This is a genomic window from Bradyrhizobium sp. BR13661, from assembly GCF_029892425.1.
GTDB lineage: Bacteria > Pseudomonadota > Alphaproteobacteria > Rhizobiales > Xanthobacteraceae > Bradyrhizobium.
Genome location: NZ_JARXWB010000042.1, coordinates 1 through 23690, shown reverse-complemented (window position 1 = coordinate 23690; position 23690 = coordinate 1). Strand labels below are relative to the sequence as shown.

Annotated in this window: 19 protein-coding genes; 10 read left to right on the top strand and 9 right to left on the bottom strand. The window is 62.8% G+C overall.

What is annotated here, in order from left to right; all coding sequences use genetic code 11:
- The first annotated feature begins 127 nt into the window (after positions 1–127).
- Positions 128–1324, top strand: a complete 1197-nt coding sequence (locus tag M2427_RS38270; RefSeq protein ID WP_280711985.1) for a PHB depolymerase family esterase — start codon at positions 128–130, stop codon at positions 1322–1324.
- 102 nt (positions 1325–1426) lie between these two features.
- On the opposite strand, the gene M2427_RS38265 is transcribed toward M2427_RS38270, so the two are convergent.
- Positions 1427–2095 (bottom strand): MBL fold metallo-hydrolase, encoded by a 669-nt coding sequence (locus M2427_RS38265; RefSeq protein ID WP_280711984.1) that lies wholly within the window; start codon positions 2093–2095, stop codon positions 1427–1429.
- 172 nt (positions 2096–2267) lie between these two features.
- On the opposite strand from M2427_RS38265, the gene M2427_RS38260 reads away from it, so the two are divergent.
- Positions 2268–3866: an alpha-amylase family glycosyl hydrolase gene (locus M2427_RS38260; RefSeq protein ID WP_280711983.1), complete on the top strand. Its 1599-nt coding sequence runs from the start codon at positions 2268–2270 to the stop codon at positions 3864–3866.
- A 30-nt stretch (positions 3867–3896) separates the two neighbouring features.
- Here M2427_RS38260 and M2427_RS38255 read toward each other — a convergent pair whose 3' ends face one another.
- Entirely contained in the window at positions 3897–5594 is a 1698-nt protein-coding gene (locus M2427_RS38255; protein WP_280711982.1) for an alpha-amylase family protein, read from the bottom strand.
- Between the two features lie 241 nt (positions 5595–5835).
- Between M2427_RS38255 and M2427_RS38250 the strand changes: the two genes are divergently transcribed.
- On the top strand, positions 5836–6327 hold the full coding sequence (locus tag M2427_RS38250; RefSeq protein ID WP_280711981.1) for an MmcB family DNA repair protein: 492 nt from the start codon (positions 5836–5838) through the stop codon (positions 6325–6327).
- Between the two features lie 157 nt (positions 6328–6484).
- Here the strand turns inward: M2427_RS38250 and M2427_RS38245 are convergent, their stop codons facing one another.
- Together M2427_RS38245 and M2427_RS38240 are read right to left on the bottom strand one after the other, a co-directional pair.
- Positions 6485–7039 carry an ActR/PrrA/RegA family redox response regulator transcription factor gene (locus M2427_RS38245; protein ID WP_271607750.1) on the bottom strand — a complete coding sequence of 185 codons (555 nt, stop codon included), beginning with the start codon at positions 7037–7039 and terminating at the stop codon, positions 6485–6487.
- 103 nt (positions 7040–7142) lie between these two features.
- Complete coding sequence (locus tag M2427_RS38240) at positions 7143–8453, bottom strand: ActS/PrrB/RegB family redox-sensitive histidine kinase (protein ID WP_280711980.1); 1311 nt, start codon at positions 8451–8453, stop codon at positions 7143–7145.
- Between the two features lie 169 nt (positions 8454–8622).
- On the opposite strand from M2427_RS38240, the gene M2427_RS38235 reads away from it, so the two are divergent.
- The 4 genes from M2427_RS38235 (at position 8623) to M2427_RS38220 (ending at position 12747) form a co-directional block, all read left to right on the top strand.
- Complete coding sequence (locus M2427_RS38235) at positions 8623–9426, top strand: ABC transporter ATP-binding protein (protein WP_280711979.1); 804 nt, start codon at positions 8623–8625, stop codon at positions 9424–9426.
- Complete coding sequence (locus tag M2427_RS38230; protein WP_280711978.1) at positions 9423–10241, top strand: ABC transporter permease; 819 nt, start codon at positions 9423–9425, stop codon at positions 10239–10241. Before M2427_RS38235 ends, M2427_RS38230 begins: the two co-directional genes overlap by 4 nt.
- Positions 10242–10361: 120 nt before the next feature.
- Positions 10362–11690: a polyhydroxyalkanoate depolymerase gene (phaZ, locus tag M2427_RS38225; RefSeq protein WP_280711977.1), complete on the top strand. Its 1329-nt coding sequence runs from the start codon at positions 10362–10364 to the stop codon at positions 11688–11690.
- A 217-nt stretch (positions 11691–11907) separates the two neighbouring features.
- Complete coding sequence (locus M2427_RS38220; protein ID WP_280711976.1) at positions 11908–12747, top strand: SprT family zinc-dependent metalloprotease; 840 nt, start codon at positions 11908–11910, stop codon at positions 12745–12747.
- 176 nt (positions 12748–12923) lie between these two features.
- Here the strand turns inward: M2427_RS38220 and M2427_RS38215 are convergent, their stop codons facing one another.
- On the bottom strand, positions 12924–15149 hold the full coding sequence (locus M2427_RS38215) for a penicillin-binding protein 1A (RefSeq protein WP_280711975.1): 2226 nt from the start codon (positions 15147–15149) through the stop codon (positions 12924–12926).
- 166 nt (positions 15150–15315) lie between these two features.
- Here M2427_RS38215 and M2427_RS38210 point away from each other — a divergent pair, with 166 nt between their 5' ends.
- Positions 15316–15741 carry a DUF1330 domain-containing protein gene (locus tag M2427_RS38210; protein ID WP_280711974.1) on the top strand — a complete coding sequence of 142 codons (426 nt, stop codon included), beginning with the start codon at positions 15316–15318 and terminating at the stop codon, positions 15739–15741.
- A gap of 57 nt (positions 15742–15798) precedes the next feature.
- On the opposite strand, the gene M2427_RS38205 is transcribed toward M2427_RS38210, so the two are convergent.
- The 3 genes from M2427_RS38205 to M2427_RS38195 form a co-directional block, all read right to left on the bottom strand.
- Positions 15799–17025, bottom strand: coding sequence for an ABC transporter substrate-binding protein (locus tag M2427_RS38205; RefSeq protein ID WP_280711973.1), 1227 nt, complete (start codon positions 17023–17025; stop codon positions 15799–15801).
- Between the two features lie 197 nt (positions 17026–17222).
- Complete coding sequence (locus M2427_RS38200; protein ID WP_280711972.1) at positions 17223–18464, bottom strand: ABC transporter substrate-binding protein; 1242 nt, start codon at positions 18462–18464, stop codon at positions 17223–17225.
- A 164-nt stretch (positions 18465–18628) separates the two neighbouring features.
- Positions 18629–18985, bottom strand: coding sequence for a DUF1304 domain-containing protein (locus tag M2427_RS38195; protein WP_280712015.1), 357 nt, complete (start codon positions 18983–18985; stop codon positions 18629–18631).
- 97 nt (positions 18986–19082) lie between these two features.
- On the opposite strand from M2427_RS38195, the gene M2427_RS38190 reads away from it, so the two are divergent.
- Positions 19083–19613 carry a methylated-DNA--[protein]-cysteine S-methyltransferase gene (locus M2427_RS38190; protein ID WP_280711971.1) on the top strand — a complete coding sequence of 177 codons (531 nt, stop codon included), beginning with the start codon at positions 19083–19085 and terminating at the stop codon, positions 19611–19613.
- Positions 19614–19621: 8 nt separating this feature from the next.
- Here M2427_RS38190 and M2427_RS38185 read toward each other — a convergent pair whose 3' ends face one another.
- Positions 19622–22411, bottom strand: coding sequence for a [protein-PII] uridylyltransferase (locus M2427_RS38185; protein ID WP_280711970.1), 2790 nt, complete (start codon positions 22409–22411; stop codon positions 19622–19624).
- 188 nt (positions 22412–22599) lie between these two features.
- Here M2427_RS38185 and M2427_RS38180 point away from each other — a divergent pair, with 188 nt between their 5' ends.
- Positions 22600–23571, top strand: a complete 972-nt coding sequence (locus tag M2427_RS38180; protein ID WP_280711969.1) for an aliphatic sulfonate ABC transporter substrate-binding protein — start codon at positions 22600–22602, stop codon at positions 23569–23571.
- Positions 23572–23690 lie beyond the last annotated feature (119 nt).

Genomic DNA, 23690 nt, shown 5'->3' with positions numbered 1-23690 from the left:
TACGTGCGGATTTCTGCGGGATTTTGTGTGATCTAGGAGTGATCGGCAGCACACGGTCTTTTCATTTTGCACTGCAGCAACTATCTGCTCTGGGTAAACGTTGAAAGCCGCCCACCAGGAATTTGCCGTGTCGCTTGCCCGCAATGTCGATCTGTTGAGACGCCTGCCGAGACTCGATCGAAGAATGGACGGTCTGCGTCTGCCGGACTTCGGTGCAGGCACTGATACGTCCAGCCCGCTGACGGAAGTCACCGGCTTCGGCGACAATCCGGGGGCCCTGCGCATGTTCGCGTTCGTGCCGGCGGAATTGCAGAAGCCGCGCGCGCTCGTCGTCGTGCTGCATGGCTGCGGCCAGACGGCAGCCGCTTACGATCTCGGCGCCGGCTGGTCGACGCTCGCGCGTCACTACGGCTTTGCATTGGTGCTGCCCGAGCAGCAGCGCGTCAACAACGGCAACACCTGCTTCAACTGGTTCAGCCCCGAGGACACCGCGCGCGACAGCGGCGAGGCGCGTTCGATCCGCGAGATGATCGCGCATATGGTTCAGGCGCATCGCGTCGATCCCAAACGCGTCTTCATCACCGGACTCTCGGCCGGCGGCGGCATGGCTTCGGTGATGCTCGCGACCTATCCGGAAGTGTTCGCAGCCGGCGCGATCATCGCAGGTCTGCCTTACGGCATTGCGTCGAATCTGCGCGAGGCGCTCGACGGCATGTTCCATTCGCCTGCGCGGCCCGAGCGCGAGCTTGGCGATTTCGTGCGGCGCGCCTCTGACCATCGCGGGCCATGGCCGAAAATTTCGGTGTGGCATGGCAGCGCCGATCGCACCGTCAATCCCGGCAATGCCAACGAGATCGTCAAGCAGTGGCTCGATCTGCACGATCTGCCGATGACGCCGATGGCCGAGACCAATGTCGACGGCTATCCGCGCCAGGCCTGGTGGAACAAGAGCGGTGAGACGCTGGTCGAATCCTACGCCATCACAGGCATGGCCCACGGCACGCCACTCGGGCTCGCCGACAACGACCAGCGCTATGGCATCGAAGGCGCCTTCCTGATCGAGGCCGGCATCTCCTCATCCTATCACATCGCAAAATTCTTCGGCCTGACCGGCTGGATTCAGGACGCCAAGAAAAAGGCCGAGACAAAGCCTGTAGCTCTGGCAAAGCCTGTGCCTGCGCGCTCACCCGCCCCGCACCTCGCCCGCACGATCCGTGCGAAAGTCGCCGAGGAGAAGGCCGAGCCGAAGCGCGCCAAAGGCCGAGGCTTCGATCTCGGCCAGATCATCACCCGTGCACTGACCGCCGCGGGCTTGATGAAGTAGTTGGTCGATACAAACTCAGCTGCCGTCCTGGATCTGCGCTGACGCTTGTCCGGGACGACGGCGGTGTTTGTGGCGGCGGTGGCCGACGCCGCCGAACAAGACTCACATCTCGCCGGTGATGAACGGATTTGTCATCCGCTCCTGCCCGATGCTCGAGCCGGCGCCGTGGCCGCAGATGAAGCCGACGTCGTCGCCGAGCGGCAGCAGCTTGGTCATGATCGAGTTGATCAGTGTCGCATGACTGCCGCCGGGCAGATCGGTGCGTCCGACCGAGCCCGCAAACAGCACGTCGCCGACATGGGCGAAGCGCAAATCCCTGTTGAAGAACACCACGCTGCCCGGCGAGTGACCAGGGCAGTGCAGGATGTCGAATGTCAGCGCGCCAATCGACACGGTGTCGCCCTCGTCGAGCCAGCGGTCCGGCTCGAAATTGCGCACCCCGGTCATGCCGAAGCGCGCGCCGCTCTCGACCACGTTGTCGAGCAGATATTTGTCGGCCACATGCGGGCCCTCGATCGGCACCTTCAGCGCATCGCGCAAGTCGGCCGCACCGCCGACATGGTCGATATGGCCATGGGTCAGCCAGATCTTCTCCACGGTGACGCCGGTCTGCTTGATCGCATCCAGGATCTTCGGCACGTCCCCGCCGGGATCGATCACCACGGCCTTCTTGGAAGGCTCGTCCCAGATGATGGTGCAGTTCTGCTCGAACAGCGTCACGGGAACGATGATCGCGCCGGCCTTGGCTTTGGTATCGTTTTGCTCGGTCATGGCGCCACAATGCCGATTTTTGCTGCGCCGCCAAGCAAAATAGTCGTGGCCCGCTCGCGGAACAGCTCTGGCTGACCGTCACATGGCCGTCCCAATTCGCGTGGCTGTTTGAACCGGGGCGTTCGTTCCGCGTTCTCTCGCGCGAAGCACAGATTTCCGGGTGGGATTTCCGATGGTACAGGGCAGTAAGAACTGGTGGCGCGACGGCATCTTCTATCAGATCTATCCCCGCTCCTTTCAGGATTCAGACGGCGACGGCGTCGGTGATCTCGCCGGCATATTGCGGCGGCTGCCTTACGTCAAATCGCTCGGTGTCGACGCGATCTGGCTGTCGCCTATATTCCCCTCGCCGATGGCCGATTTCGGCTACGACATCTCCGACTATGTCGGCATCGATCCGTTGTTCGGCGCGATGGCGGATTTCGACGCGCTGCTCAGCGCTGTGCACGAAGGCGGCCTCAAGCTGATCCTCGACCTCGTGCCGAACCACACCTCCGACCAGCATCCCTGGTTCGTCGAAAGCCGTTCCTCACGCGATAATCCCAAACGCGATTGGTATATCTGGCGCGATCCGGCGCCGGATGGCGGCGTGCCGAACAACTGGCTGTCCGAGTTCGGCGGCAGCGCATGGCAATTCGATGAGGCCACCGGCCAATATTACTATCACGCCTTCCTCGTCCAACAGCCGGACCTCAATTGGCGCAATCCTGACGTCCGCGCCGCCATGTACGACGTGATGCGATTTTGGCTGGAGAAAGGTGTCGATGGCTTTCGTGTCGACGTGATCTGGCACCTGATCAAGGATTCCGGGTTTCGCGACAATCCGCCGAACCCGCATTACGTCGAAGGCCGGCCGTCGAATGAACGGATTCTGACGCAATATTCTACCGATCAGCCGGAGGTGTTTGACGTCATCGCCGAGATGCGGCGTGTCACCGATGCCTATTCCGCGCGCGTGCTGATCGGCGAGATCTATTTGCCCCTGCACCGCCTCATGGCCTATTACGGCAATGACCTCACCGGCGCGCAGATGCCGTTCAATTTCGCGCTGCTCTCGACCTTCTGGAGCGCGCGCGCGATCGAGAAGATCATCGACGACTACGAGAAGGCGCTGCCCACAGGCGCCTGGCCGAACTGGGTGCTCGGCAATCACGATCGCCCGCGCGTCGCGAGCCGCGTCGGGCCCGAGCAGGCTCGCGTCGCCGCCATGTTGCTGCTGACCTTGCGCGGTACGCCGACGCTTTACTACGGCGACGAGATTGGCATGCATCAGCTCGCCATCGCGCCCGAGGATGTCAGGGATCCCTTCGAGAAGAACATGCCGGGCATCGGTGTGGGGCGCGACGGCTGCCGCACGCCGATGCAGTGGGATTCGTCTGATTTCTCCGGCTTCTCTGAGGCGAGACCATGGTTGCCCCTGCCGGAGGATCATGTCCGCGAGAACGTCCTCAATCTCGATGCCGACACGCGCTCGATTCTCAGCCTCTACAAGCGCCTGATCGCGGTGCGGAAGCGTTCACCGGCGCTGCTCGCCGGCGACTATCACCCGATCGCCGCGCAAGGAGATTTGCTCGTCTATCGCCGCGAGGCCGCGGGCGGAGCGCTCATCGTCGTGCTCAATCTCGGCCCCGAGCCGATTGCGGTGACGACGAGCGCGGTACGTTTTGGCAGCGAGATATTGCTGTCGACGTTTCTGGATCGTGAGGGCGAGAAGCTCGAAGGCGTATTGGATCTGCGCGGCAATGAGGGCGTGATCGTCGTGCCGCCGTAGCCCTTGCCGGGACGACAGCGATGTGAGGGGCTACCTTCCGTGCCCCTTCGTCACCGTCTTCTCATCCACATCGCTCCGCTTCAGTAGATAATCCAGCCCGCCAACCCGGTACCACCGATACCCATAGGGCTCCAGCACCACGCGGTGCTGCCCGCGCCTGTCGGCGTGGCTGTGGTCTTCCGCGAGCAGATTGATCAGGTGCGCGCCGGCATCATCGGGCAGCCCCACCGTGAACGCGATCTCACGCGGCTTCTCGTCGAGATTATGCACGAACAGCACCGAATTATTGCGCCAGTCATAGCGGATGATGAACACGGCGGGATCGCGCGTCGGGATCACAGCAAAATCGCCCCAGCCGATCTCGGGCACCTCCTTGCGCATGCGCACGATCCGCTCTGTCCAGTTCAGCATCGAATTCGGATCGCGCCGCTGTTTTGCGACGTTGACGTGTTCGTAGCCGTAGGGGCCCTTGTCGATGACGGGGCTAGCCGGCTTGTCGCTGCTGGTGAAGCCGCCATGCGGCTCGGTCGACCACTGCATCGGAGTCCGCGCGCAATCGCGCTCAGGCAGCGAGAGATCGTCGCCCATCGCGATCTCGTCGCCGTAGCGGATCACGGGCGTGCCGGGCAGCGTGCACATCAGGCTGTAGGCGAGCTCGATCCGCCTGCGGTCGCCGCCGAGCATCGGTGCGAGCCGACGGCGGATGCCGCGATTGTAAAGCTGCATGTCCTTGTCGGGACCGAACGCGTTGAACACGGTGTCGCGCTGCGCCTTGGTCAGTCGTCCGAGGTCGAGCTCGTCATGATTACGCAGGAACAGGCCCCATTGCGCCGACGCCGGCCGCGGCTTTGTTGCTTTGAGCGCCTTGGCGAGCGGACGTGAATCGCTCGACGCCAGCGCATAGAACAGATGTTGGTTGACGTGGAAATTGAACATCATGTGCATGCGGTCGGCGTCGCGTCCGAAATACTCCATGTCGGTATCGGGCAGCACATTGGCTTCGGCCAGGATGATGGCGTCGCCCTCGCGCCATTGCAGGAATTCGCGGAGGGTGCGCAGCATGTCGTATTGTTCGAGCGGCCTGCTCACCTTTGCGCCCTTGGTGGCGATCACGAAGGGCACCGCGTCCATGCGAAAGCCTGAGACCCCGAGCTGAATCCAGAAGCCCATGATCTTCAGGATCTCCGCCTGCACAAGCGGGTTCGACGTGTTGAGATCGGGCTGGAAATCGTAGAAGCGGTGGAAGTACCAGGCGCCGGCTTCCTTGTCGCGCGTCCAGGTCGATTTCTGCACGCCGGGAAACACCATGCCCTGGTTGGCGTTGGCCGGCTTCTTGTCCGCCCAGACATACCAGTCGCGATAGGGTGAGTTCCTGTCGCGCCGCGCATCCTTGAACCAGTGATGCTGATCGGAGGTGTGGTTGACGACGAGGTCGATGATGATGCGGATGCCGCGCTGCCTGCAGCCATGGGCGAACTCGACGAAATCGCCGAGCGTGCCGTAACGGGAATCGACGCTGTAATAGTCGGCGATGTCGTAACCGTCGTCCCGTCCGGGCGAGGTCTGGAACGGCATCAGCCAGATCGTGGTGATGCCGAGCCCGTGCAGATAATCGAGCCGGCGCAGCAAACCCTTGAAGTCGCCGATGCCGTCGCCATCGGCATCCATGTAGGTGCCGACCGAGAGGCAATAGATGATGGCGTTCTTGTACCAGAGATCGTCGATCATGCGCGCAGCCTCGATGCTCCCGCCGAGGGGTGCGGCGGCTGCGTGATAAGTGCTGTGATGAGATCGGGTTCCCACCCTCGCCGTCGTCCTGGACAAGCGAAGCGCAGATCCAGGACCCATTACCACAGGGAGGAGTTTGGCGAAGACTCGCGGTTAGTGGCTCGCGCGACAACCACCTTTCGGGGTAATGGGTCCTGGCTTTCGCCAGGACGACGACTGAGGAATCGGCTAATCTCCCGCCATGGACAACCCCGCCCGCAACATCTCCCTCGTGCCGCCGCCGGATCGTCGCCAGTCGGAAACCGCGCTCGCCATCGCGCGCGGCACCGCGCGACTGCTGCGCTCACTCGGCTTTTCCTGCATCAGCGAGCTGCCGCTGCCGTCGGGCCGGCGCGCCGACCTCGTCGCGCTGAATGAGCGCGGCGAAATCTGGATCGTCGAGATCAAATCGTCGGTCGAAGACCTGCGCGCCGATCAGAAATGGCACGAATACCGCGCGCATTGCGACCGGCTGTTCTTCGCCTTCACGCAGGATCTGCCTTGCGAGATCTTCCCCGAAGGTACCGGCCTGATCATCGCGGATGCCTACGGCGCGCACATGCATTGCGAGGCGCCCGAGCACAAGATCGCCGCCGCAACACGCAAGCAGATCACGGTGCGGTTTGGCATGGCGGCAGCGCTTCGGATCAACCGCCTGGTCGATCCGCAGGGGCATGCGGAGTTTTGGGAGTAGCGGCGCCACAAAGAAGGTGCCGTAGGGTGGGCAAAGCGACTTGTCCGCCGTAGCTCCAAGAGCGAAGGCGGAAGCGTGCCCACCAAACCTATCGGTTCAAAGCGGATAGAAAACGTGGGCACGGCGCAAGGGCGCCTTTGCCCACCCTACGGCACCGTTACCTCGGCGCGCGCTTCGCCAAAATGCGCTGCAGCGTGCGGCGGTGCATGTTGAGCCTCCGCGCCGTCTCGGAGACGTTGCGGTTGCACATTTCATAAATGCGCTGGATGTGTTCCCAGCGCACGCGGTCAGCCGACATCGGGTTTGCCGGCAGCTCGGATTTTTCGGCGCTGGTCGAGAGCAGCGCGGCGACGACGTCGTCGGCATCCGCGGGCTTCGAAAGATAATCGATCGCGCCCATCTTTACCGCGGTGACGGCGGTGGCGATGTTGCCATAGCCGGTCAGCACGATCGCGCGCGCTTCGGGACGCTTCTTCTTCAGTGCGGAGACGACGTCGAGGCCATTGCCGTCACCCAGGCGAAGATCGACGACGGCGAATGCGGGCGCGGACTTGCCGATCTGCGCAAGACCATCCGAAACCGTGTCACATGACGTCACGGCAAAGCCGCGCGTCTCCATGGCGCGCGACAAGCGCTCCAGGAACGGCTTGTCGTCCTCAACGATGAGAAGCGAGCGGTCGGTTTGTTCGTTCAGTTCGGCGATGGCGTTCAAGGTTTTGTCCTCTCTCCTGCGCATCCACATATGGCGCCGCAATCAGGCGGTGCCAAGGCCGCCAATAGTCGATCGGGCCCTGCGTGCGACGCAAGGTCGCGGCCTATCCTATTGTTTCCTCTACGCTCTCGATAGCCTCAAAACGCTCTCGCGGCCACGTGATCTGGACCACCGCACCATGTTCCGGAAAGGTCCTGTTGGTAAACGAGACCTTGGCGCCGGTGCGTTCGAGCAGCGTGCGGGCGATGAACACGCCGAGCCCGAGGCCGCCGCCGGCATCCTGGGTGCGCCGACGCGACAAATAAGGCTCGCCGATCCGGTTCATGAGATCGGGCGGAATGCCCGGGCCGTCATCGGAGATCACGATCTCGACCGTTTCGTTGTTCCACCACGCATTCACTTCCACGGTGGTGCGCGCGAAATCGACGGCGTTCTCGATGATGTTGCCGACGCCGTAGAGCACCGCAGGATTGCGCGATCCGACCGGCTCTGATGTCGCCGCCACCGCGATCCGAACCTTGATGTCGATGCCGAAATCGCGGTGCGGCGCCACCACCTCCTCGATCAGCTCGGACAGTTTCATGCGATCGAACGGCGCGCCGGAGGAGGAGAGCTGGGTGATCTTGCCGAGGATGTCGCGGCAGCGCTGCGTCTGCTCGCGCAAGGTCTTGAGATCGGCGGCGAAGCTCGGATCCTTCACCGTCTTCTCCAGCTCGCGCGAGATCAGGAAGATGGTCGCAAGCGGCGTGCCGAGCTCGTGCGCAGCAGCGGCAGCGAGGCCGTCGATCTGGGTCAGGTGCTGCTCGCGCGTCAGCACCAGCTCGGTGGCGGCAAGCGCGTCCGCAAGCTTGCGCGCCTCTTCGGTCACCTGGAACGAGTAGAGGCTGGTGACCCCGATCGCGAGCACGATCGAAAGCCAGACGCCGACGAGATAGATCGGCGGCAGCACGACAGGGTCTTCGGAGTCCCATGGCAGCGGGAAATGGAAGAAGAACAGGATCGAGGCGCAGGCGACCGCTAGAATGCCGAGAGCGAAGGTCAGCCGGGCCGGCAGGGCGGTGGCCGATATCAGGACCGGCGCAAGGAACAGGAACGAGAACGGGTTCTGCAATCCGCCGGTGAAGAACAACAGGCCGGCCAGTTCCATGATGTTCAGCGCCAGCAGCGCTGCGGCGTGGATCGGCTCCAGCCGCCGCATCGGATTGATCGCGGTCTGGAGCCCCAGATTGAGCATGGCCGACAGGCCGATGATGGTGACGCAGGGAACGACCTCGACATTGAACTCGAGCCCCTGCGCCACGACGAAGATTGCAGCGAGCTGGCCCAGCACCGCGAGCCAGCGCAGCCGCAGGAGGGTGTCCAGGCGGATATGTCGTTGCGACGGGCGGAAGTCGGAAGCAGCGGTCTCGGTCATCAAAGATCAATCTAGCGGTGCGCGTGTCCGATCACAAACACGCTGGCCCTCAAGTCAGGTCTGGTGACGAGCCATTTTCATCAAGTCAATCAAGTCTTGAGGTCAACCAAGCCTCGAGGTCAATCAAGCCTTGCGCTCCACCACGCAATGGCGGAAGAACGCCTCCAGCATGACCGGGAACGACAATGCTTCAAGTCGGCCGACTGTCGCGGACAGCACTTTGTCCGCGGCTATCGAGGTCGATCGCCTGGTCAAGGTCTACAAGCAGACCCGCGCGGTGGACGGCATTTCCTTTTCGCTTCCGCGCGGCAGCATCACCGGGTTGCTCGGTGGCAACGGCGCCGGAAAGACCACCACCATCGCGATGATCATGGGGCTGGTGCTGCCGACCTCCGGCCGCGTCCGCGTGCTCGGGCACCGGATGCCCGAAGAGAGCGCCGAGGTGCTGGGGCGGATGAATTTCGAAAGCCCCTATGTCGACATGCCGATGCGGCTGACGGTGCGGCAGAACCTCACGATATTCGGCAAGCTCTATGCAGTCAGGCACCTTGCCGACCGTATTGCGAAGCTGGCCGACGACCTCGATCTCGGCGATTTCATCGACCGCGCCAACGGAAAACTCTCCGCCGGCCAGAAGACCCGCGTCGCGCTGGCGAAGGCGCTGATCAACCAGCCGGAGCTGTTGCTGCTGGACGAGCCAACCGCCTCGCTCGATCCTGACACGGCCGACTGGGTGCGGGCGCATCTGGAGCGGTATCGCCGCGACAACAACGCCACCATCCTGCTGGCGTCGCACAACATGCTCGAGGTCGAGCGTCTCTGCGACCGCGTCATCATCATGAAGCGCGGCCGCGTCGAGGACGACGACACGCCCGACGCCATCATGGCCCGTTACAACCGCGCCACGCTGGAAGAGGTATTTCTCGATGTCGCGCGCGGTCGGGTGAACGGCGCGAAAGAGGAGGCGCGATGAGTGAGCTATCCCTCCACCGCGGCATCTCCGTTCATCGCATCGGCGCGATGATCCTGCGTTACTGGTATCTCTTGATGTCATCCTGGCCGCGGCTGCTCGAGCTGCTGTACTGGCCGGCGCTCCAGGTCATCACCTGGGGCTTCATCCAATATTACATCGCCCAGAACGCCAATTTCTTTGCGCGCGCCGGGGGTACGCTGATCGGCGCCGTCATCCTCTGGGACATCCTGTTCCGCGGCCAGCTCGGCTTCTCCATCTCCTTCCTCGAGGAGATGTGGGCGCGCAACCTCGGCAATCTCATGATGAGTCCGCTCAAGCCGATCGAATTTTTGCTGTCCTTGACGGTGATGAGCCTGATCCGGCTCGCGATCGGCGTGATCCCGATGACGCTGCTCGCGCTGTTTCTGTTTCACTTCAACTTTTACAGCCTCGGCCTGCCGTTGATCGCCTTCTTCTGCAATCTGATCTTCACCAGCTGGTCGGTCGGCATCTTCGTCTCGGGCCTGGTGCTGCGGAACGGCCTCGGCGCCGAGAGCATCGTCTGGACCCTGATGTTCGCGATCATGCCGCTTGCCTGCATTTATTATCCGGTCAGCGTCTTGCCGCATTGGCTGCAATATATCGCCTGGCTACTCCCGCCGACCTACGTGTTCGAGGGCATGCGTGCGCTCCTGATCGAGAACACCTTCCGGGCCGATTTGATGGGGGAGGCGTTAGCCATCAACGCAGTGCTTCTGGTTGCTTCTTTTTGGGCATTCCTTGCCCTTTTGCGCAGCGCCAAGATCCACGGCTCGCTGCTGTCGGGCGGCGAATAATGTCACTTTCTCGTGGATTCAGGCTGGTTTGGCTGCTGCGAGCACGTAGATGTACGGAACCACGCATTGACGCAATATTACGCATTCGGCAGTATGCTGCGATGCGACGAGGATTATAATATGCCTATTGGTGAGTTTGGCGGCGCACCGCCCCTGGCTGCAGAAGGCAGTCCGGTTCTGACCACGCCGATGTACTGGATGTATGAGATGGCGCACGCCTCTCTCAATCCGGCACGCGCGGTCACCGACGCGACCAAGCTGCTGTTTCAGAATCCACTGAATCCCTGGGCGCGCACCGAGGTTGGCAAGTCGGTCGCCGCGGCCTGCGAATTGTTCGAGCGCACCACGCGCCGCTACGGCAAGCCGGAATGGGGCCTCAATGACACCGAGGTCAACGGCATCCGCGTCCCGGTCGAGGTCCGTTCGGTCTGGGAAAAGCCGTTCTGCAACCTGCTTTACTTCGATCGCAAGTTCACCCGTCCGCTGCGCAGCCCGCAGCCGCGTGTGCTGATCGTGGCGCCGATGTCCGGTCACTATGCGACGCTCTTGCGCGGCACGGTCGAGGCGTTCCTGCCGGCACATGAGGTCTACATCACCGATTGGGCCGACGCTCGCATGGTGCCCTTGAGCGAAGGCCGCTTCGATCTCGACGATTACATCGACTACGTCATCGAGATGCTGCATGTGCTGGGTGGCAACACCCATGTGATGGCCGTGTGTCAGCCTTCGGTGCCTGTCGTTGCTGCCATCTCGATCATGGAAGCGCGGCGCGATCCGTTCGTGCCGACCTCGATGACGCTGATGGGCGGCCCGATCGACACCCGCCGCAATCCGACCGGTGTGAACGACCTCGCCCAGCAGCGCGGCATCGACTGGTTCCGCAACCACGTCATCACCAAGGTGCCGTTCCCGCATCCGGGCATGATGCGCGACGTCTATCCCGGCTTCCTGCAGCTCAACGGGTTCATCAGCATGAACCTCGATCGCCATATGGATGCCCATAAGCAGCTCTTCGCTCATCTGGTGAAAGGCGACGGTGACCTCGCCGACAAGCATCGCGAGTTCTATGACGAATATCTCGCGGTCATGGATCTCTCCGCCGAGTATTATCTGCAGACCGTCGACACCGTGTTCGTGAAGCATTCGCTGCCGAAGGGCGAGATGACCCACCGCGGAACTCGCGTCGATCCGTCCAAGGTCAGGCGCGTTGCGTTAATGACCGTCGAAGGCGAGAACGACGACATCTCGGGTCTCGGTCAGACTGAAGCAACGCACGGATTATGCAGTGCGATTCCGGATCATCGTCGCGTTCATTACGTCCAGAAGGGCGTTGGACATTACGGCGTGTTCAACGGATCGCGCTTCAAGTCGGAGATCGTGCCGCGCATCCACGACTTCATGGTCTCGGCTGCGAATCCGAGCTCGTTGCAGGCGTTAGCGGCGGAATAACCGCGCATTTCGGCTTTCCCGTCGAAATCCGAGGCCTCGGCAAGGGCCCCGGAAGGGGCAAGTTCCCGGCAGATTCGAGGTATTTAGGTAGTCTTATAGGAGTGAGTCGCCCCTCACCCCTTGGGGGTGTCGCATGCGTCCAGCGGGGGCGAAAAAAGCGGGTTCCAACCCCAGTCTGTAGGGTCTCCGGACTGCCGAACCCCTGTATATTGGGCAAATGATTTGTTTTTGCGCCGAGCGCTTTCCCTGGCGGCGGTTATGGCAGAATCCGGGCGATCTCCTGCTCCCCGGACTGACAGACATGGCCACACGCGCACTCCTTTATCGGCGGCCCCACGAACCGAAGACCCTGGTCATCACCCATGGGTCGCAATTCTTTGCGATTCGGCTGCGCAGGCATCGCCGCGCGCGTCGCTACACGCTCAGAATCCATCCGAGCGACCGCGAAGCGATCCTCACGATGCCGCCGAGAGGCACGCTGGCCGAGGCAAAGGACTTTGCGTCGCGTCATGGCGCATGGATCGCGGCACGTCTCGGTCGCTTGCCGAAGGCTGCACCGTTCCAGACTGGCACACTGATACCGCTTCGCGGCGCTCCCCATCGCATCGTGCATCGTGCAGGCAGCCGCGGCACGGTGTGGACCGAAATTCGCGACAGCGGCGAACGTATTCTCTGTGTCGCCGGCGGCCTCGAGCATGTCGATCGCCGCGTCAGCGACTTTCTCAAGCGCGAGGCGCGCAAGGATCTGCAGCGTTCGGCCGAAACCCATGCTGCCGGGCTCGGCGTCAGGGTGAAGCGGCTCTCGATCCGCGATCAGTCCAGCCGCTGGGGCTCCTGCACCTCGGCGGGCTCGTTGTCGTTCTCCTGGCGCCTGATCCTCGCGCCGCCCTACGTGCTGGATTATCTCGCCGCGCATGAAGTGGCCCATCTGGTCGAGATGAACCACTCCGCGCGATTCTGGCGCGTCTGCGGCAAGATCTGTCCGTCCATGGAGCGCGCCAAGAAGTGGCTCGACACCTACGGCAACGATCTGCACCGGTACGGGGTCGAGGATTAGCCCAGTAAATGCTGTCATCGCCCGCTTTCGCGGGCAATGACGGCGGAGAGAGCGCACCTTGTGCCACAGTCGCCGATCTGACTGTCGCATCAACACCTTCGCACAATCCAGCGCGCGTTACGTCGCGATGCCCCGCCTACTGTGCATGGGGTTGTTTTCGCGTTTTCGTTTGAGGCCTATCGATTCCCGCCGAACAGCCGGTCCATCAGCCAGCCATCAAGCCCTGCGGCTGCTTCCGGCCGCGCATTGACATTGGCGCGGGTCGGCGGTGGCGCGCGATAGCCGCCATTGCTAACCGGGGCCGGTGCGAGACCAGGTGCTGGCGCCTGCGTCGGCGGAGACACTTGCGATGAGATCTGCGCAAGGTTCGCCGGCCCCCAATTGGTTTGCAGGCTCGGCAAGGCCGCCACCTGCACGCCTTCGTGCGCGGCGCGCATGAAGCGGGTCCAGACCTCCACCGGCAGGCCGCCGCCGGTCGCCTTCTTGGTCGGCGAGTTGTCGTCATTGCCGAGCCAGACCCCGGTGACGAGGTTCGCGGTGTAGCCGATGAACCAGGCGTCGCGATAATCCTGGCTGGTGCCGGTCTTTCCGGCCGCCTGCCAGCCCGGGATCTCGGCCTTCTTCGCCGTGCCCGAGATCAGCGTCTCGCGCATCATACTGTTCATCATGCCGACGTAGCGCGGGTCGATCACCTGGTTGTGCTCGTCGGGCTGCCGCATGTAGAGCAGCTTGCCGTCGAGCGTCCTGATCCGCGTCACCACATGCGGCGCGGCGGCGAAGCCGCCATTGGCGAACGGCGCATAGGCGCCGACCAGCTCGACGACGGAAACTTCCGACGTGCCGAGCGCGATCGAGGCATTGGGTTCGAGCTTGGAGGAGATGCCGAGCCGGTGCGCGGTACGCACCACGTTTTTCGGCCCGACCTCGAGGCCGAGGCGGATGGCGACGGTGTTGAGCGACATCGCCAGCGCCTGCGTCAGCGTGACATTGCCGAAATATTCATGGGTGTAGTTCTCAGGTCTCCAGCCCTTGACCTCGATCGGCGCGTCTTGGCGGATCGTGTCGGGCGTCAGCCCCTGCTCCATCGCCGTCAGATAGACGAACGGCTTGAACGAGGAGCCCGGCTGGCGCTTGGCGGTGACCGCGCGGTTGTACTGGCTGTCGGAATAGTTCCGGCCGCCCACCATGGCGCGGACCGCGCCGTCGGGCGTCATCGCCACCAGCGCGCCCTGGCTGACGTTGAACTTCACGCTCTTGGCCGCGAGCTCGTCGATGACGGCGGATTCCGCCACCGCCTGCAGTTTCGGATCGATCGTGGTCTCGACCTTGATGCTGTCGTCGATCTGGCCGACGAGGTCGTCCAGCACCTCGCCGATCCAGTCGGCGACGTAGTTCACGGTGCCGGCGCCGACAGGCTTCACATTGTAGGAGGGATGGCCGATCGAGGCCTGCGCCTGCGCGTCGGTGATGAATTTGGCATCCGCCATCGCCGCGAGCACGATTTGTGCGCGCTGCTCTGCTCCTTCCGGATTGCGGTTCGGCGCCAGGCGCGAGGGCGATTTGACCAGGCCCGCCAGCATCGCGGCTTCCGCGATTGTCACGTTCTTCGCCGGCTTGCCGAAATATTTCTGCGCGGCAGCTTCGACGCCGTAGGCGCCGGAGCCGAAATAGACGCGGTTGAGATAGAGCTCCAGGATCTCGTTCTTGGAATGCTTGCGCTCCAGCCAGATCGCGAGCTCCGCCTCCTGCAGCTTGCGCGCCATGGTGCGTTCCTGGGTCAGGAACAGGTTCTTCGCGAGCTGCTGCGTCAGCGTCGAGCCGCCCTGCGAGACGCCGCGATGGAGCACATTGGTGACGAGCGCGCGCAGGATGCCGACGGGGTCGATGCCGAAATGCGAATAGAAGCGGCGGTCTTCAATCGCGATGAACGCCTTGGGCAGATAGGGCGGCAGGTCCTTCAGCGACACATTGGCGCCGGCCATTTCGCCGCGTTGCGCCAGCAGGCTGCCGTCCATGCCGACGATCTGGATCGTTGGTGGTCGTTTGGGAATCTCCAGCGACTGGATCGGCGGCAGGTGGGCGCCGACCCAGATCACGACGCCGATCACGGCGATCACGCCCCACAGGCTCAGCACCGCGCCCCAATAGACGAGGCGGCCGAGGCCGGCGCTGATGGACGATCGCGACCGGCGCTTGTTGCCGCTGTTCTTGGCCGGTGCCTTGCGTTCGCGCGGCGGCTCGTCGTCGGCAGGCTCGCTCTTGCGCTTGGCAGTGGATTTCTTCGGTCTGTCGTCGCCGCCGCCGGGGATGCGATCGGCCGCCGTCAGGCGCAGATCGGCGAGTGCCGCGGGCAAGCCGAACAGCGGCTCCTTCCGCCCACCCTTTTTCTTTGCCGACCCCATACGCAAAACGCCCGGTCACCCCGCCCCGCCGCACGCTAGCGGTCGCTGTTTAAGGCCCGGTTACCCCGAAGTTAACGCGTGATTAGGAGGTGCGACATTCGCCCGCCGCAGTTCCGCTTTCGGGGCACCGGCGATAGGATCGCAGGCACAACAAGAGGGAACAGCTATGGGCCACATCGATCCGACCAAGGAGATCTTCGCGCAATTCCGGGAGAACGACCGTCCGGGTCCGATCCACATGCTTAACCTGGTGCGGCTGCGCAAAGAGGCGGCCTATCCAGACGGGCGCAAGGCGAGCGGCGCGGAAGCCTACGCGGCCTATGGTCGTGAGAGCGGCCCTGTGTTTACGCGCCTCGGCGGCCGCATCGTCTGGCAAGGCAGGTTCGAGCTGATGCTGATCGGTCCGCAAGAGGAGCGCTGGGACCATTGCTTCATCGCCGAATACCCAAGCGTCGCCGCTTTCGTCGAGATGATCCGTGACCCCGTCTATCGCGAAGCGGTGAAGCATCGCCAGGCCGCGGTGGAGGATTCGCGCCTGATCCGGCATGCGGTGCTGCCGGTGGGGAAAAATTTTGGGGAGATACCGGCGTAGGTGGTTCAAAAAAATCGGCGGCCCGCAGGCCGCCGATTGTATTTCAGGACTCTTCGACTAGCCCGCCGGGCCCGTATCCTCCATGATCGGACCGAACAGCTCCCAACGCTCGCCGTTGAACTTCATCATCTGTAGCTGCTTGTTGACGCGGTAGTCCGTCGGCGAGGTGTTGACGGAGATGCCTGGCAGCAAGAGATCGAGCTGCACGTTCTTCAGGCTGGTCGCCTGCTTCATCACGTTCTCGCGGGTCAGATCGTCGCCGCACTGCTTGAGCACGTAGATCATCAACTGGCTCGTCATGTAGCCATAGGAGTTGAAGCTCGAGTCCTTGTCGCCGTCCGGATAGTACTTCGCCATGAACTCGAAGTACTTCTTCATGCCGGCGTCGTCCTTCCAGGTCGGGTCCAGAGGATCCTTGCCGTAGTTGACGCTGATCACGCCCTTGGAAGCCTCGAGCCCCGCGGGCTTCATCACGGCGCCGACCGAGGTGGCGTTGATGTCGAGGATCTGTACCGGATGCCAGCCGATCTCGGCGATCTTCTTGATCGCCTGCGCGGCCTGCTTCGGCGTGGTGGCGCTGAAGAACAGATCGGCGCCGGCGTCCTTGATCTTGAGGATCTGCGAATCGATGGTCGGATCGGAGACCTCGTAGGACGCTTCGGCCACGATCATGCTCGCGGCCTTGCCGCCGAGACCGGCCTTGATACCGTTCAGGTAGTCTTTGCCGAGGTCGTCGTTCTGATAGAGAATGCCGATCTTGGCATTCGGATGCTCCTTCAGGATGTACTGGCCGTAAATACGGCCCTCGACGAAGTAGTTCGGGTTGAAGCCCATCGTCCACCGGAAATTCTGCGGGTCGGTGAACTTCGAGGCGCCGGTTGCCGCGAAGAGCTGCGGCACCTTCTTGCCGTTGAGATATTTCTGCACGGCGGCATTCGAGGGCGTGCCGAGAAGCTGGAAGGTGAGTAGCACCTCATCACTTTCGACCAGCTTGCGCACTTGCTCCACCGCCTTCGGCGGCGAATAGGCGTCGTCGTACTGGACCAGGTTGATCTTGCGGCCGTTCACGCCGCCCTGATCGTTGATCATCTTCATGTAGGCGGCCTGCGTCTTGCCGATCGTGGCATAGGCGGAGGCCGGTCCGCTGAATGGATTCGTTTGACCGATCTTGATCTCGGTGTCGCTCGCGCCGGGATCATATTTCTTCTGAGCACTGGCCGATGAAACCGAAAGCGCCATGGCGAGCGCCGTTCCCGTCACCAGATGCAAAAGCCCGTTCCTCATTCGCAACTCTCTCCCATTGTGGTCGTCGATGGTCTGTCATGCCATCGCTCGGCCGGGATAGTGGAGGAACCGATTTTGCAATGCAAGATCGGGGCGCGATGGCAGTTCGTAGGGGTTAACCGTAATCTTGCAGAGTGGGTTAGCCCTGCTGTCGCGTGAAGCGCAGCCCGCTAGGCGTAACCCACCCTGTGAAGCCACTAACCCGCCGGACCCGCGTCCTCGATGATCGGTCCGAACAGCTCCCAGCGTTCGCCGTTGAACTTCATCATCTGCATCTGCTTGTTGACGCGGTAGTCGTTCGGCCCGGTGTTGATCTTGATGCCGGGCAGGGCGAAGCTCGGGGTGAAGTCCTTGATGTTGGCGACCTGCTTCATCACGTTCTCACGTGACAGGTCGTCGCCGCATTGCTTCAGCACCTGCGCCAGCAACTCCGCCACCGAATAGGCGTAGGTGTTGACGGTGTTGAGCTTGTCTCCTTCCGGGAAATACTTGTCCATGAAGGCGAAGAAGGCTTTCACGCCGGGATCATCCTTCCACTGGGGGTCGCCCGGCTCCTTGCCGTACTGCGTCGAGATGATGCCCTTGGAGATGTCGAGGCCGGCGGGCTTCAATGTCGCCGAAATCGGACTCGCATTGATGTCGAGGATGTGCACCGGCGTCCAGCCGAGCTCGGCCACCTTCTTGATTGCCTGAGCCGCGAACTTCGGCGTGGACGCGTCATAGAACAGATCGGCGCCCATCGACTTCAGCTTGACCACCTGAGAATCCACCGTCGGATCAGTGACCTCGTAGGAGACTTCGCCGACGATCATGCCGGCGGCCTTGTCGCCGAGGCCGCTCTTGAGACCCGCAAGATAGTCGCGGCCCATGTCGTCGTTCTGATAGAGCACGCCGATCTTGGCATTCGGATGCTCCTTGAGAATGTACTTTGCGTAGATCCGTCCTTCGGACACGTAGTTGGGATTATAGGCGATGGTCCAGGGAAAGTTCTGCGGATCGTTGAAGCGCGCGGCGCCAGTCGAAGCCAGCAACTGCGGGATCTTCTTGCCGTTGAGATATTTTTGCACGGCAGCGTTCGCCGCGGTGCCGATGATCTGGAAGGTGAACAGCACTTCGTCGCCTTCGACGAGCTTGCGCACCTGCTCGACCGTCTTCGGCGGCGAATAGGCATCGTCATACTGGATCAGGTTGATCTTGCGGCCGTTGATGCCGCCCTGGTCGTTGATCATCTTGAAGTAGGCCGCCTGGGTCTTGCCGATATTGGCGTAGACGGAATAGGCGCCGGAGAACGGCACGGTCTGGCCGATCTTGATCTCGGTGTCGCTCGCGCCGGTATCGTATTTCTTCTGGGCCAGGGCTGGACTGAAGAGGGCTTGGGTGGCGGAGAACGCGAAGGCGAGCGCCGCCGTGGCAGCAATGAAGGCTCTGCGATTGCTCATGTCGGGTTGTTCCTCCTGACGGAATATTTCCGGCCGATGGTCTTTTCCCGTTGCTTGCAACGGTTGCCATCGCTGCCGAAGAGTGTGGAGGAAGGGCAGGCCGCGCGCAAGGATCGCGGCGCGCCAGCGTCTCGGACCTAGGCTAAGAGTCTTAGGTCAGCCTTTCACGCCAGGAACAATGCAACCAGCGCGATCGCGGCCGGCAGCGCCTGCACGATCAGGATACGCGTGCTGACGGTCGCCGCGCCATAAGCGCCTGCCACGATCACGCAGAGCAGGAAAAACACCTTGATCTGGAACGCGAAGGCCGGATTGCCGTGGACCAGACCCCAGATCAGGCCGGCGACGAGAAAACCATTGTAAAGACCCTGATTGGCCGCCAGCACCTTCGTAATCTCCGCCTTCTCGGGCGTGTTGCGAAAAACCTTCAAGCCTTGCGGCTTGTCCCAGAGGAACATCTCCAGGATCAGGAAGTAAGCGTGCAGTGCGGCGACCAGCGCCACCAGGATATTCGCGACCAGGTTCAAGTTGAGCCCCCCACAAGCGTCAGCTTTCGGGTGGACGTTAGCATGGCCGGCATGGCAAGTGCGAAATGTGTTTCGACGTGATGGTGCCTTAATGCCCGCTCGATCAACGAGAACTCCCGAACGCTTCGGTCTCGACCGCCTCTCGACGCCGATCGGGACCGCATTGCTCGTCACCGACTCCACCGGTGCGCTACGGGCGCTCGATTGGGATGACTACGAGCAGCGCATGCGCGAGTTGTTGCGCTTGCAACTCGGTGCGGTGGATCTGATCGATCAGTCCGCACCCTCAGCAATGAAGGCCGCGCTGTCGGCTTACTTCGCGGGCGATCTCGACCAGCTCTCGCGAATTGAATGGCGCATCGCCGGCACGGCATTCCAGCAAAAGGTCTGGACAGCGCTCTCGAAAATCCCGGCTGGTACCACGATGAGCTACGGCGCGCTGGCCGCGAAGATCGATATGCCCAGGGCCATTCGCGCCGTCGGCCATGCCAACGGCTCCAACCCGATCAGCGTGGTGCTGCCGTGCCATCGGCTGATCGGTGCCGATGGTTCGCTGGTGAAGTATGGCGGCGGCCTCGCGCGCAAGCGCTGGCTGCTGCGGCATGAGGGTGTGGACGTCTGACGCCCCAGTCACGCCGCCGGCGCAACCGCCTTGTCGCCGGCCATGACATGGGTCAGCGCGCTCTTGATCGCGGCCTGACGCGTCGGCGCGTTGATCTGCGCGCCCAGGAGGTCGGTGACGTAGAACACGTCGCGGGCGCGCTCGCCGAAGGTCGCGACATGGGCCGAGGCGATGTTGAGATTGAGCTTCGAGATCGCAGTGGTCAGCTCGTAGAGCAGGCCGGGGCGATCGAGGCCGGAGACCTCGATCACGGTGTAGCGGTCCGACCATTGGTTGTTGATCGTCACTTCCGGCTCGATCACGAACGGCCGCGCCTTGCTGCGTACGGTGCGCCGCGCCACCACTTCCGGCAGACGCAGCTTGCCTTCGAGCACGTCCTCGATCATCTCGCCGATGCGGGTGGCGCGCCGGCCCTCGTCCTCGTCGCGGTCGTATTCCCGCGAGATCGAGATGGTGTCGAGCGCACGGCCGTCGGTCGTGGTGTAGATCTGGGCGTCGACGATGTTGGCGCCGGCGGAGGCGCAGGCGCCGGCGATGATCGACAGCAGCCAGGGGTGGTCGGCGGCGAAGATCGTCAGCTCGGTGACGCCGCGCACCTCGTCGAAGCCGACATTGATCGCGAGCTTGTGGCCGGCCTGCTCGCTGGAACGCACGAAGCGTGCATGACGAATTTTTCGCGGCAGCTCGACCTTGAGCCAATAGGCCGGATAGTGCCGGGCGATATAGGCATCAAGCTCGTCCGCTGGCCACTCGGCGAAGGCGTGGCGGAATTCGGCGTAGGCGGCCGTGAGGCGCTTGCCGCGGTCGACCTCCGAGAAGCCGCCGGTCAGCACCGGCTCTGTCTCGTAGTACAGCGAGCGGAGCAGTTGCGCCTTCCAGCCGTTCCACACGCCCGGGCCGACGCCACGGATGTCGGCGGTGGTCAGGATGGTCAGGAGCTTCATCTGCTCGACCGACTGCACCACGGCTGCGAAATTCTCGATGGTCTTGCGGTCGGAGAGATCGCGCGACTGCGCGACCGTGGACATCGTCAGATGCTCCTCGATCAGCCAGGCCACGAGCTCGGTGTCGGCCGCGCTGAAGCCGAGCCGCGGGCACAGCCGGCGCGCGACCTTGGCGCCCGCGACCGAATGATCCTCGGGCCGTCCCTTGGCGATGTCGTGCAGCAGCGTCGTGATGTAGATCACCGCGCGGTGCTCGGGGCGAATCTTGCGCATCAGATCGCTGGCGAGCGTGAACTCCTCGATGCCGCCGCGCTCGATATCCTGGAGGAAGCCGACGCAGCGGATCAGATGCTCGTCCACCGTGTAGTGATGATACATGTTGAACTGCATCATCGAGACGATCTTGCCGAAGGCGCGGATGAAATGACCGAGCACGCCGGTCTCGTTCATCCGCCGCAGCACGATTTCGGCGTTGTCGGAGGTCAGGATCTCCATGAATAGCCGGTTCGCTTCCGGATTCTCGCGCATCTGCGCGTTGATCAGGCCGAGCGAGCGCGTCACGTCGCGCATCGCGTCCGGGTGGAAGGCGAGGTTGTTCTTCTGTGCCAGGCGGAAGATCCGGATCAGATTGACCGGATCGTGCTTGAAGATGTCGGGCGCGGCGACGTTGATGCGGTTGTTGTCGACGATGAAGTCGTCGCTGTCGGGGACGCGCCGCTTCATTTGCGTCGGTCGCAGCCGCGCCATCATCCGGCTCAGCACCGGCGCGGGCTTGGCCTGCTGATCCTCGAGCTTGGCGCAGAGGATGGCGGTGAGATTGCCGACTTCCTTCGCGACCAGGAAGTAGTGCTTCATGAAGCGCTCGACGTCCTGCATGCCGGGATGCGAGGTGTAGCCGAGCCGGACAGCGATCTCGCGCTGAAGATCGAAGGAGAGGCGTTCTTCCGGCCGTCCGGAATAGAAATGCAGATTGCAGCGCACCGACCAGAGGAAGTCGGCGCAGCGGCGGAAGGTGCGATATTCCTGCGCGTCGAATACGCCGCGCTCGACCAGCTCATCCGTGTCGCGGACGCGGTAGACATATTTGGCGATCCAGAACAGCGTGTGCAGGTCGCGTAGCGCGCCCTTGCCGTCCTTGACATTGGGCTCGACCAGATAGCGCGACTGGCCGCCGCGGCGATGGCGCTCTTCGCGCTCGGCGAGCTTTGCGGTGACGAATTCGGAGGCGGTGCCCTGCACCACTTCCTTGTCGAAGCGGTCGACCAGCTCGTCGTAGAGTGGCTGGTCGCCGGTCAGGAAGCGCGTCTCCAGGATCGCGGTGCGGATGGTCATGTCGCCGCGCGCCTGGCGGATCGATTCGTCAACCGAGCGCGTGGCGTGGCCGACCTTCAGGCCCATGTCCCAGAGGCAATACAGAATGGCTTCGGCGACCTGCTCGCCCCAGGCGGTCTGCTTGTAGGGCAGGATGAACAGCAGATCGATGTCGGACTCGGGCGCCATCAGGCCGCGGCCATAGCCGCCGGTCGCAACCACCGCCATGCGCTCTGCACCGCTCGGGATCGGCGAGCGATAGAGATGCCGGGTCGCGGCCGAATAAAGGATGCGGATGATCTCGTCCTGCACGTGGCAGAGACGCTCGGCGCAGTGGCGGCCGTGGCGGTCTTTCAGCAGGATGGTTTGCGCCGCGGCGCGCGCCGCAATCAGCTCGGCCTTGAGCAATTGCGCGGTCGCGGTGCGGAACGTGTCCTCGCGGCCCTGATGCTTTTCGGCAAGCGCATCAACCGCGGCGGCGATCCGCGCGGTGTCGAAGCGATCATCCGGCTGTGGCTTATGCTCGGTCGTAACGCTATCCATGTCTCACCGGATATAAGAGGTGACAGGCGCTGTCATCAGCCATTCTCTGGCAATAGTCGTTCCATGCTTGAAAAGGCCGGCTGGGAGCAAAATTGTTCTCGCGCTGCACGCTTTCAAGGGTGGGATTTTCTCGTTGACCTCTAGATATAACTCATTGAAAAACAATGAAATTTCTGAGGAGGCTGGGCATGACCAAGATAACACGACGCATTCTGCTGGCGGGAGCCGTTGCGCTCGCCGTGGCCCCCGCGGCCAAGGCTGCTGATCCGCTCAAGGAAATCCGCATCGACTGGGCGACCTACAATCCAGTGTCGCTGGTGCTGAAGCAGAAGGGCCTCCTGGAGAAAGAGTTCGCCAAGGACGGCGTTACCATCACCTGGGTGCAGTCGGCGGGTTCGAACAAGGCGCTCGAATTCCTCAACGCCGGCTCGATCGATTTCGGTTCGACCGCGGGCTCGGCAGCGCTGGTCGCCCGCATCAACGGCAACCCGATCAAGTCGATCTACGTCTATTCGCGCCCCGAATGGACCGCGCTGGTGACGGGCAAGGACTCCAGGATTGCCGATGTTGCCGACCTGAAGGGCAAGCGCGTCGCGGTGACGCGCGGAACCGATCCGCACATCTTCCTGGTGCGCGCGCTGCTGGGCGCTGGCCTCACTGAAAAGGACATCACGCCGGTGCTGTTGCAGCACGCCGACGGCAAGACCGCGCTGATCCGCGGCGATGTCGATGCCTGGGCCGGTCTGGATCCGATGATGGCGCAGGCCGAAATCGAGGAGGGTGCAAAACTGTTCTACCGCAAGGCGGACGCCAACACCTGGGGCATCCTCAATGTGCGCGAGCAGTTCCTGAAGGATTATCCGGACGCCGCCCGCCGCGTGCTCGCGGTCTACGAGGAAGCTCGCAAATATTCGCTGGCGAACTACGACGATCTGAAGAAGACCTTCATCGCCGTGACCAAGCTGCCCGACGCCGTCGTCGACAAGCAGCTCAAGGAGCGCACCGAGCTCACCCACAGCCGCATCGGCGCGCCCCAACGCGAATCGATCCTCGCCGCCGGCCTCGCGCTGCAACAGGCCGGCGTCGTCGACGCCAAGGTCGACGTGAAGGCCACGCTCGATGCGCTGATCGACGATCAGGTCCCGCTGCCGACGAATTAGTAAGAGGCAAGCGCGCGCAACAAACTCCGCCGTCGTCCCGGACAAGCGAAGCGCCGATCCGGCAACTGTTATGTCGATGGGGCGATCATATAAGGTTTTCGGTCGCGCATCATTGCGTT

Bases quoted from the DNA above. Each gene is read 5' to 3' on its own strand.
- M2427_RS38220 (WP_280711976.1), top strand. From the start codon at position 11,908: ATGATTTGTTTTTGCGCCGAGCGCTTTCCCTGGCGGCGGTTATGGCAG.
- M2427_RS38235 (WP_280711979.1), top strand. From the start codon at position 8,623: ATGACCGGGAACGACAATGCTTCAAGTCGGCCGACTGTCGCGGACAGC.
- M2427_RS38205 (WP_280711973.1), bottom strand. From the start codon at position 17,025: ATGAGGAACGGGCTTTTGCATCTGGTGACGGGAACGGCGCTCGCCATG.
- M2427_RS38250 (WP_280711981.1), top strand. From the start codon at position 5,836: ATGGACAACCCCGCCCGCAACATCTCCCTCGTGCCGCCGCCGGATCGT.
- M2427_RS38180 (WP_280711969.1), top strand. From the start codon at position 22,600: ATGACCAAGATAACACGACGCATTCTGCTGGCGGGAGCCGTTGCGCTC.
- M2427_RS38260 (WP_280711983.1), top strand. From the start codon at position 2,268: ATGGTACAGGGCAGTAAGAACTGGTGGCGCGACGGCATCTTCTATCAG.
- M2427_RS38255 (WP_280711982.1), bottom strand. From the start codon at position 5,594: ATGATCGACGATCTCTGGTACAAGAACGCCATCATCTATTGCCTCTCG.
- phaZ (WP_280711977.1), top strand. From the start codon at position 10,362: ATGCCTATTGGTGAGTTTGGCGGCGCACCGCCCCTGGCTGCAGAAGGC.
- M2427_RS38240 (WP_280711980.1), bottom strand. From the start codon at position 8,453: ATGACCGAGACCGCTGCTTCCGACTTCCGCCCGTCGCAACGACATATC.
- M2427_RS38185 (WP_280711970.1), bottom strand. From the start codon at position 22,411: ATGGATAGCGTTACGACCGAGCATAAGCCACAGCCGGATGATCGCTTC.
- M2427_RS38230 (WP_280711978.1), top strand. From the start codon at position 9,423: ATGAGTGAGCTATCCCTCCACCGCGGCATCTCCGTTCATCGCATCGGC.
- M2427_RS38265 (WP_280711984.1), bottom strand. From the start codon at position 2,095: ATGACCGAGCAAAACGATACCAAAGCCAAGGCCGGCGCGATCATCGTT.
- M2427_RS38190 (WP_280711971.1), top strand. From the start codon at position 19,083: ATGCCCGCTCGATCAACGAGAACTCCCGAACGCTTCGGTCTCGACCGC.
- M2427_RS38210 (WP_280711974.1), top strand. From the start codon at position 15,316: ATGGGCCACATCGATCCGACCAAGGAGATCTTCGCGCAATTCCGGGAG.
- M2427_RS38215 (WP_280711975.1), bottom strand. From the start codon at position 15,149: ATGGGGTCGGCAAAGAAAAAGGGTGGGCGGAAGGAGCCGCTGTTCGGC.
- M2427_RS38200 (WP_280711972.1), bottom strand. From the start codon at position 18,464: ATGAGCAATCGCAGAGCCTTCATTGCTGCCACGGCGGCGCTCGCCTTC.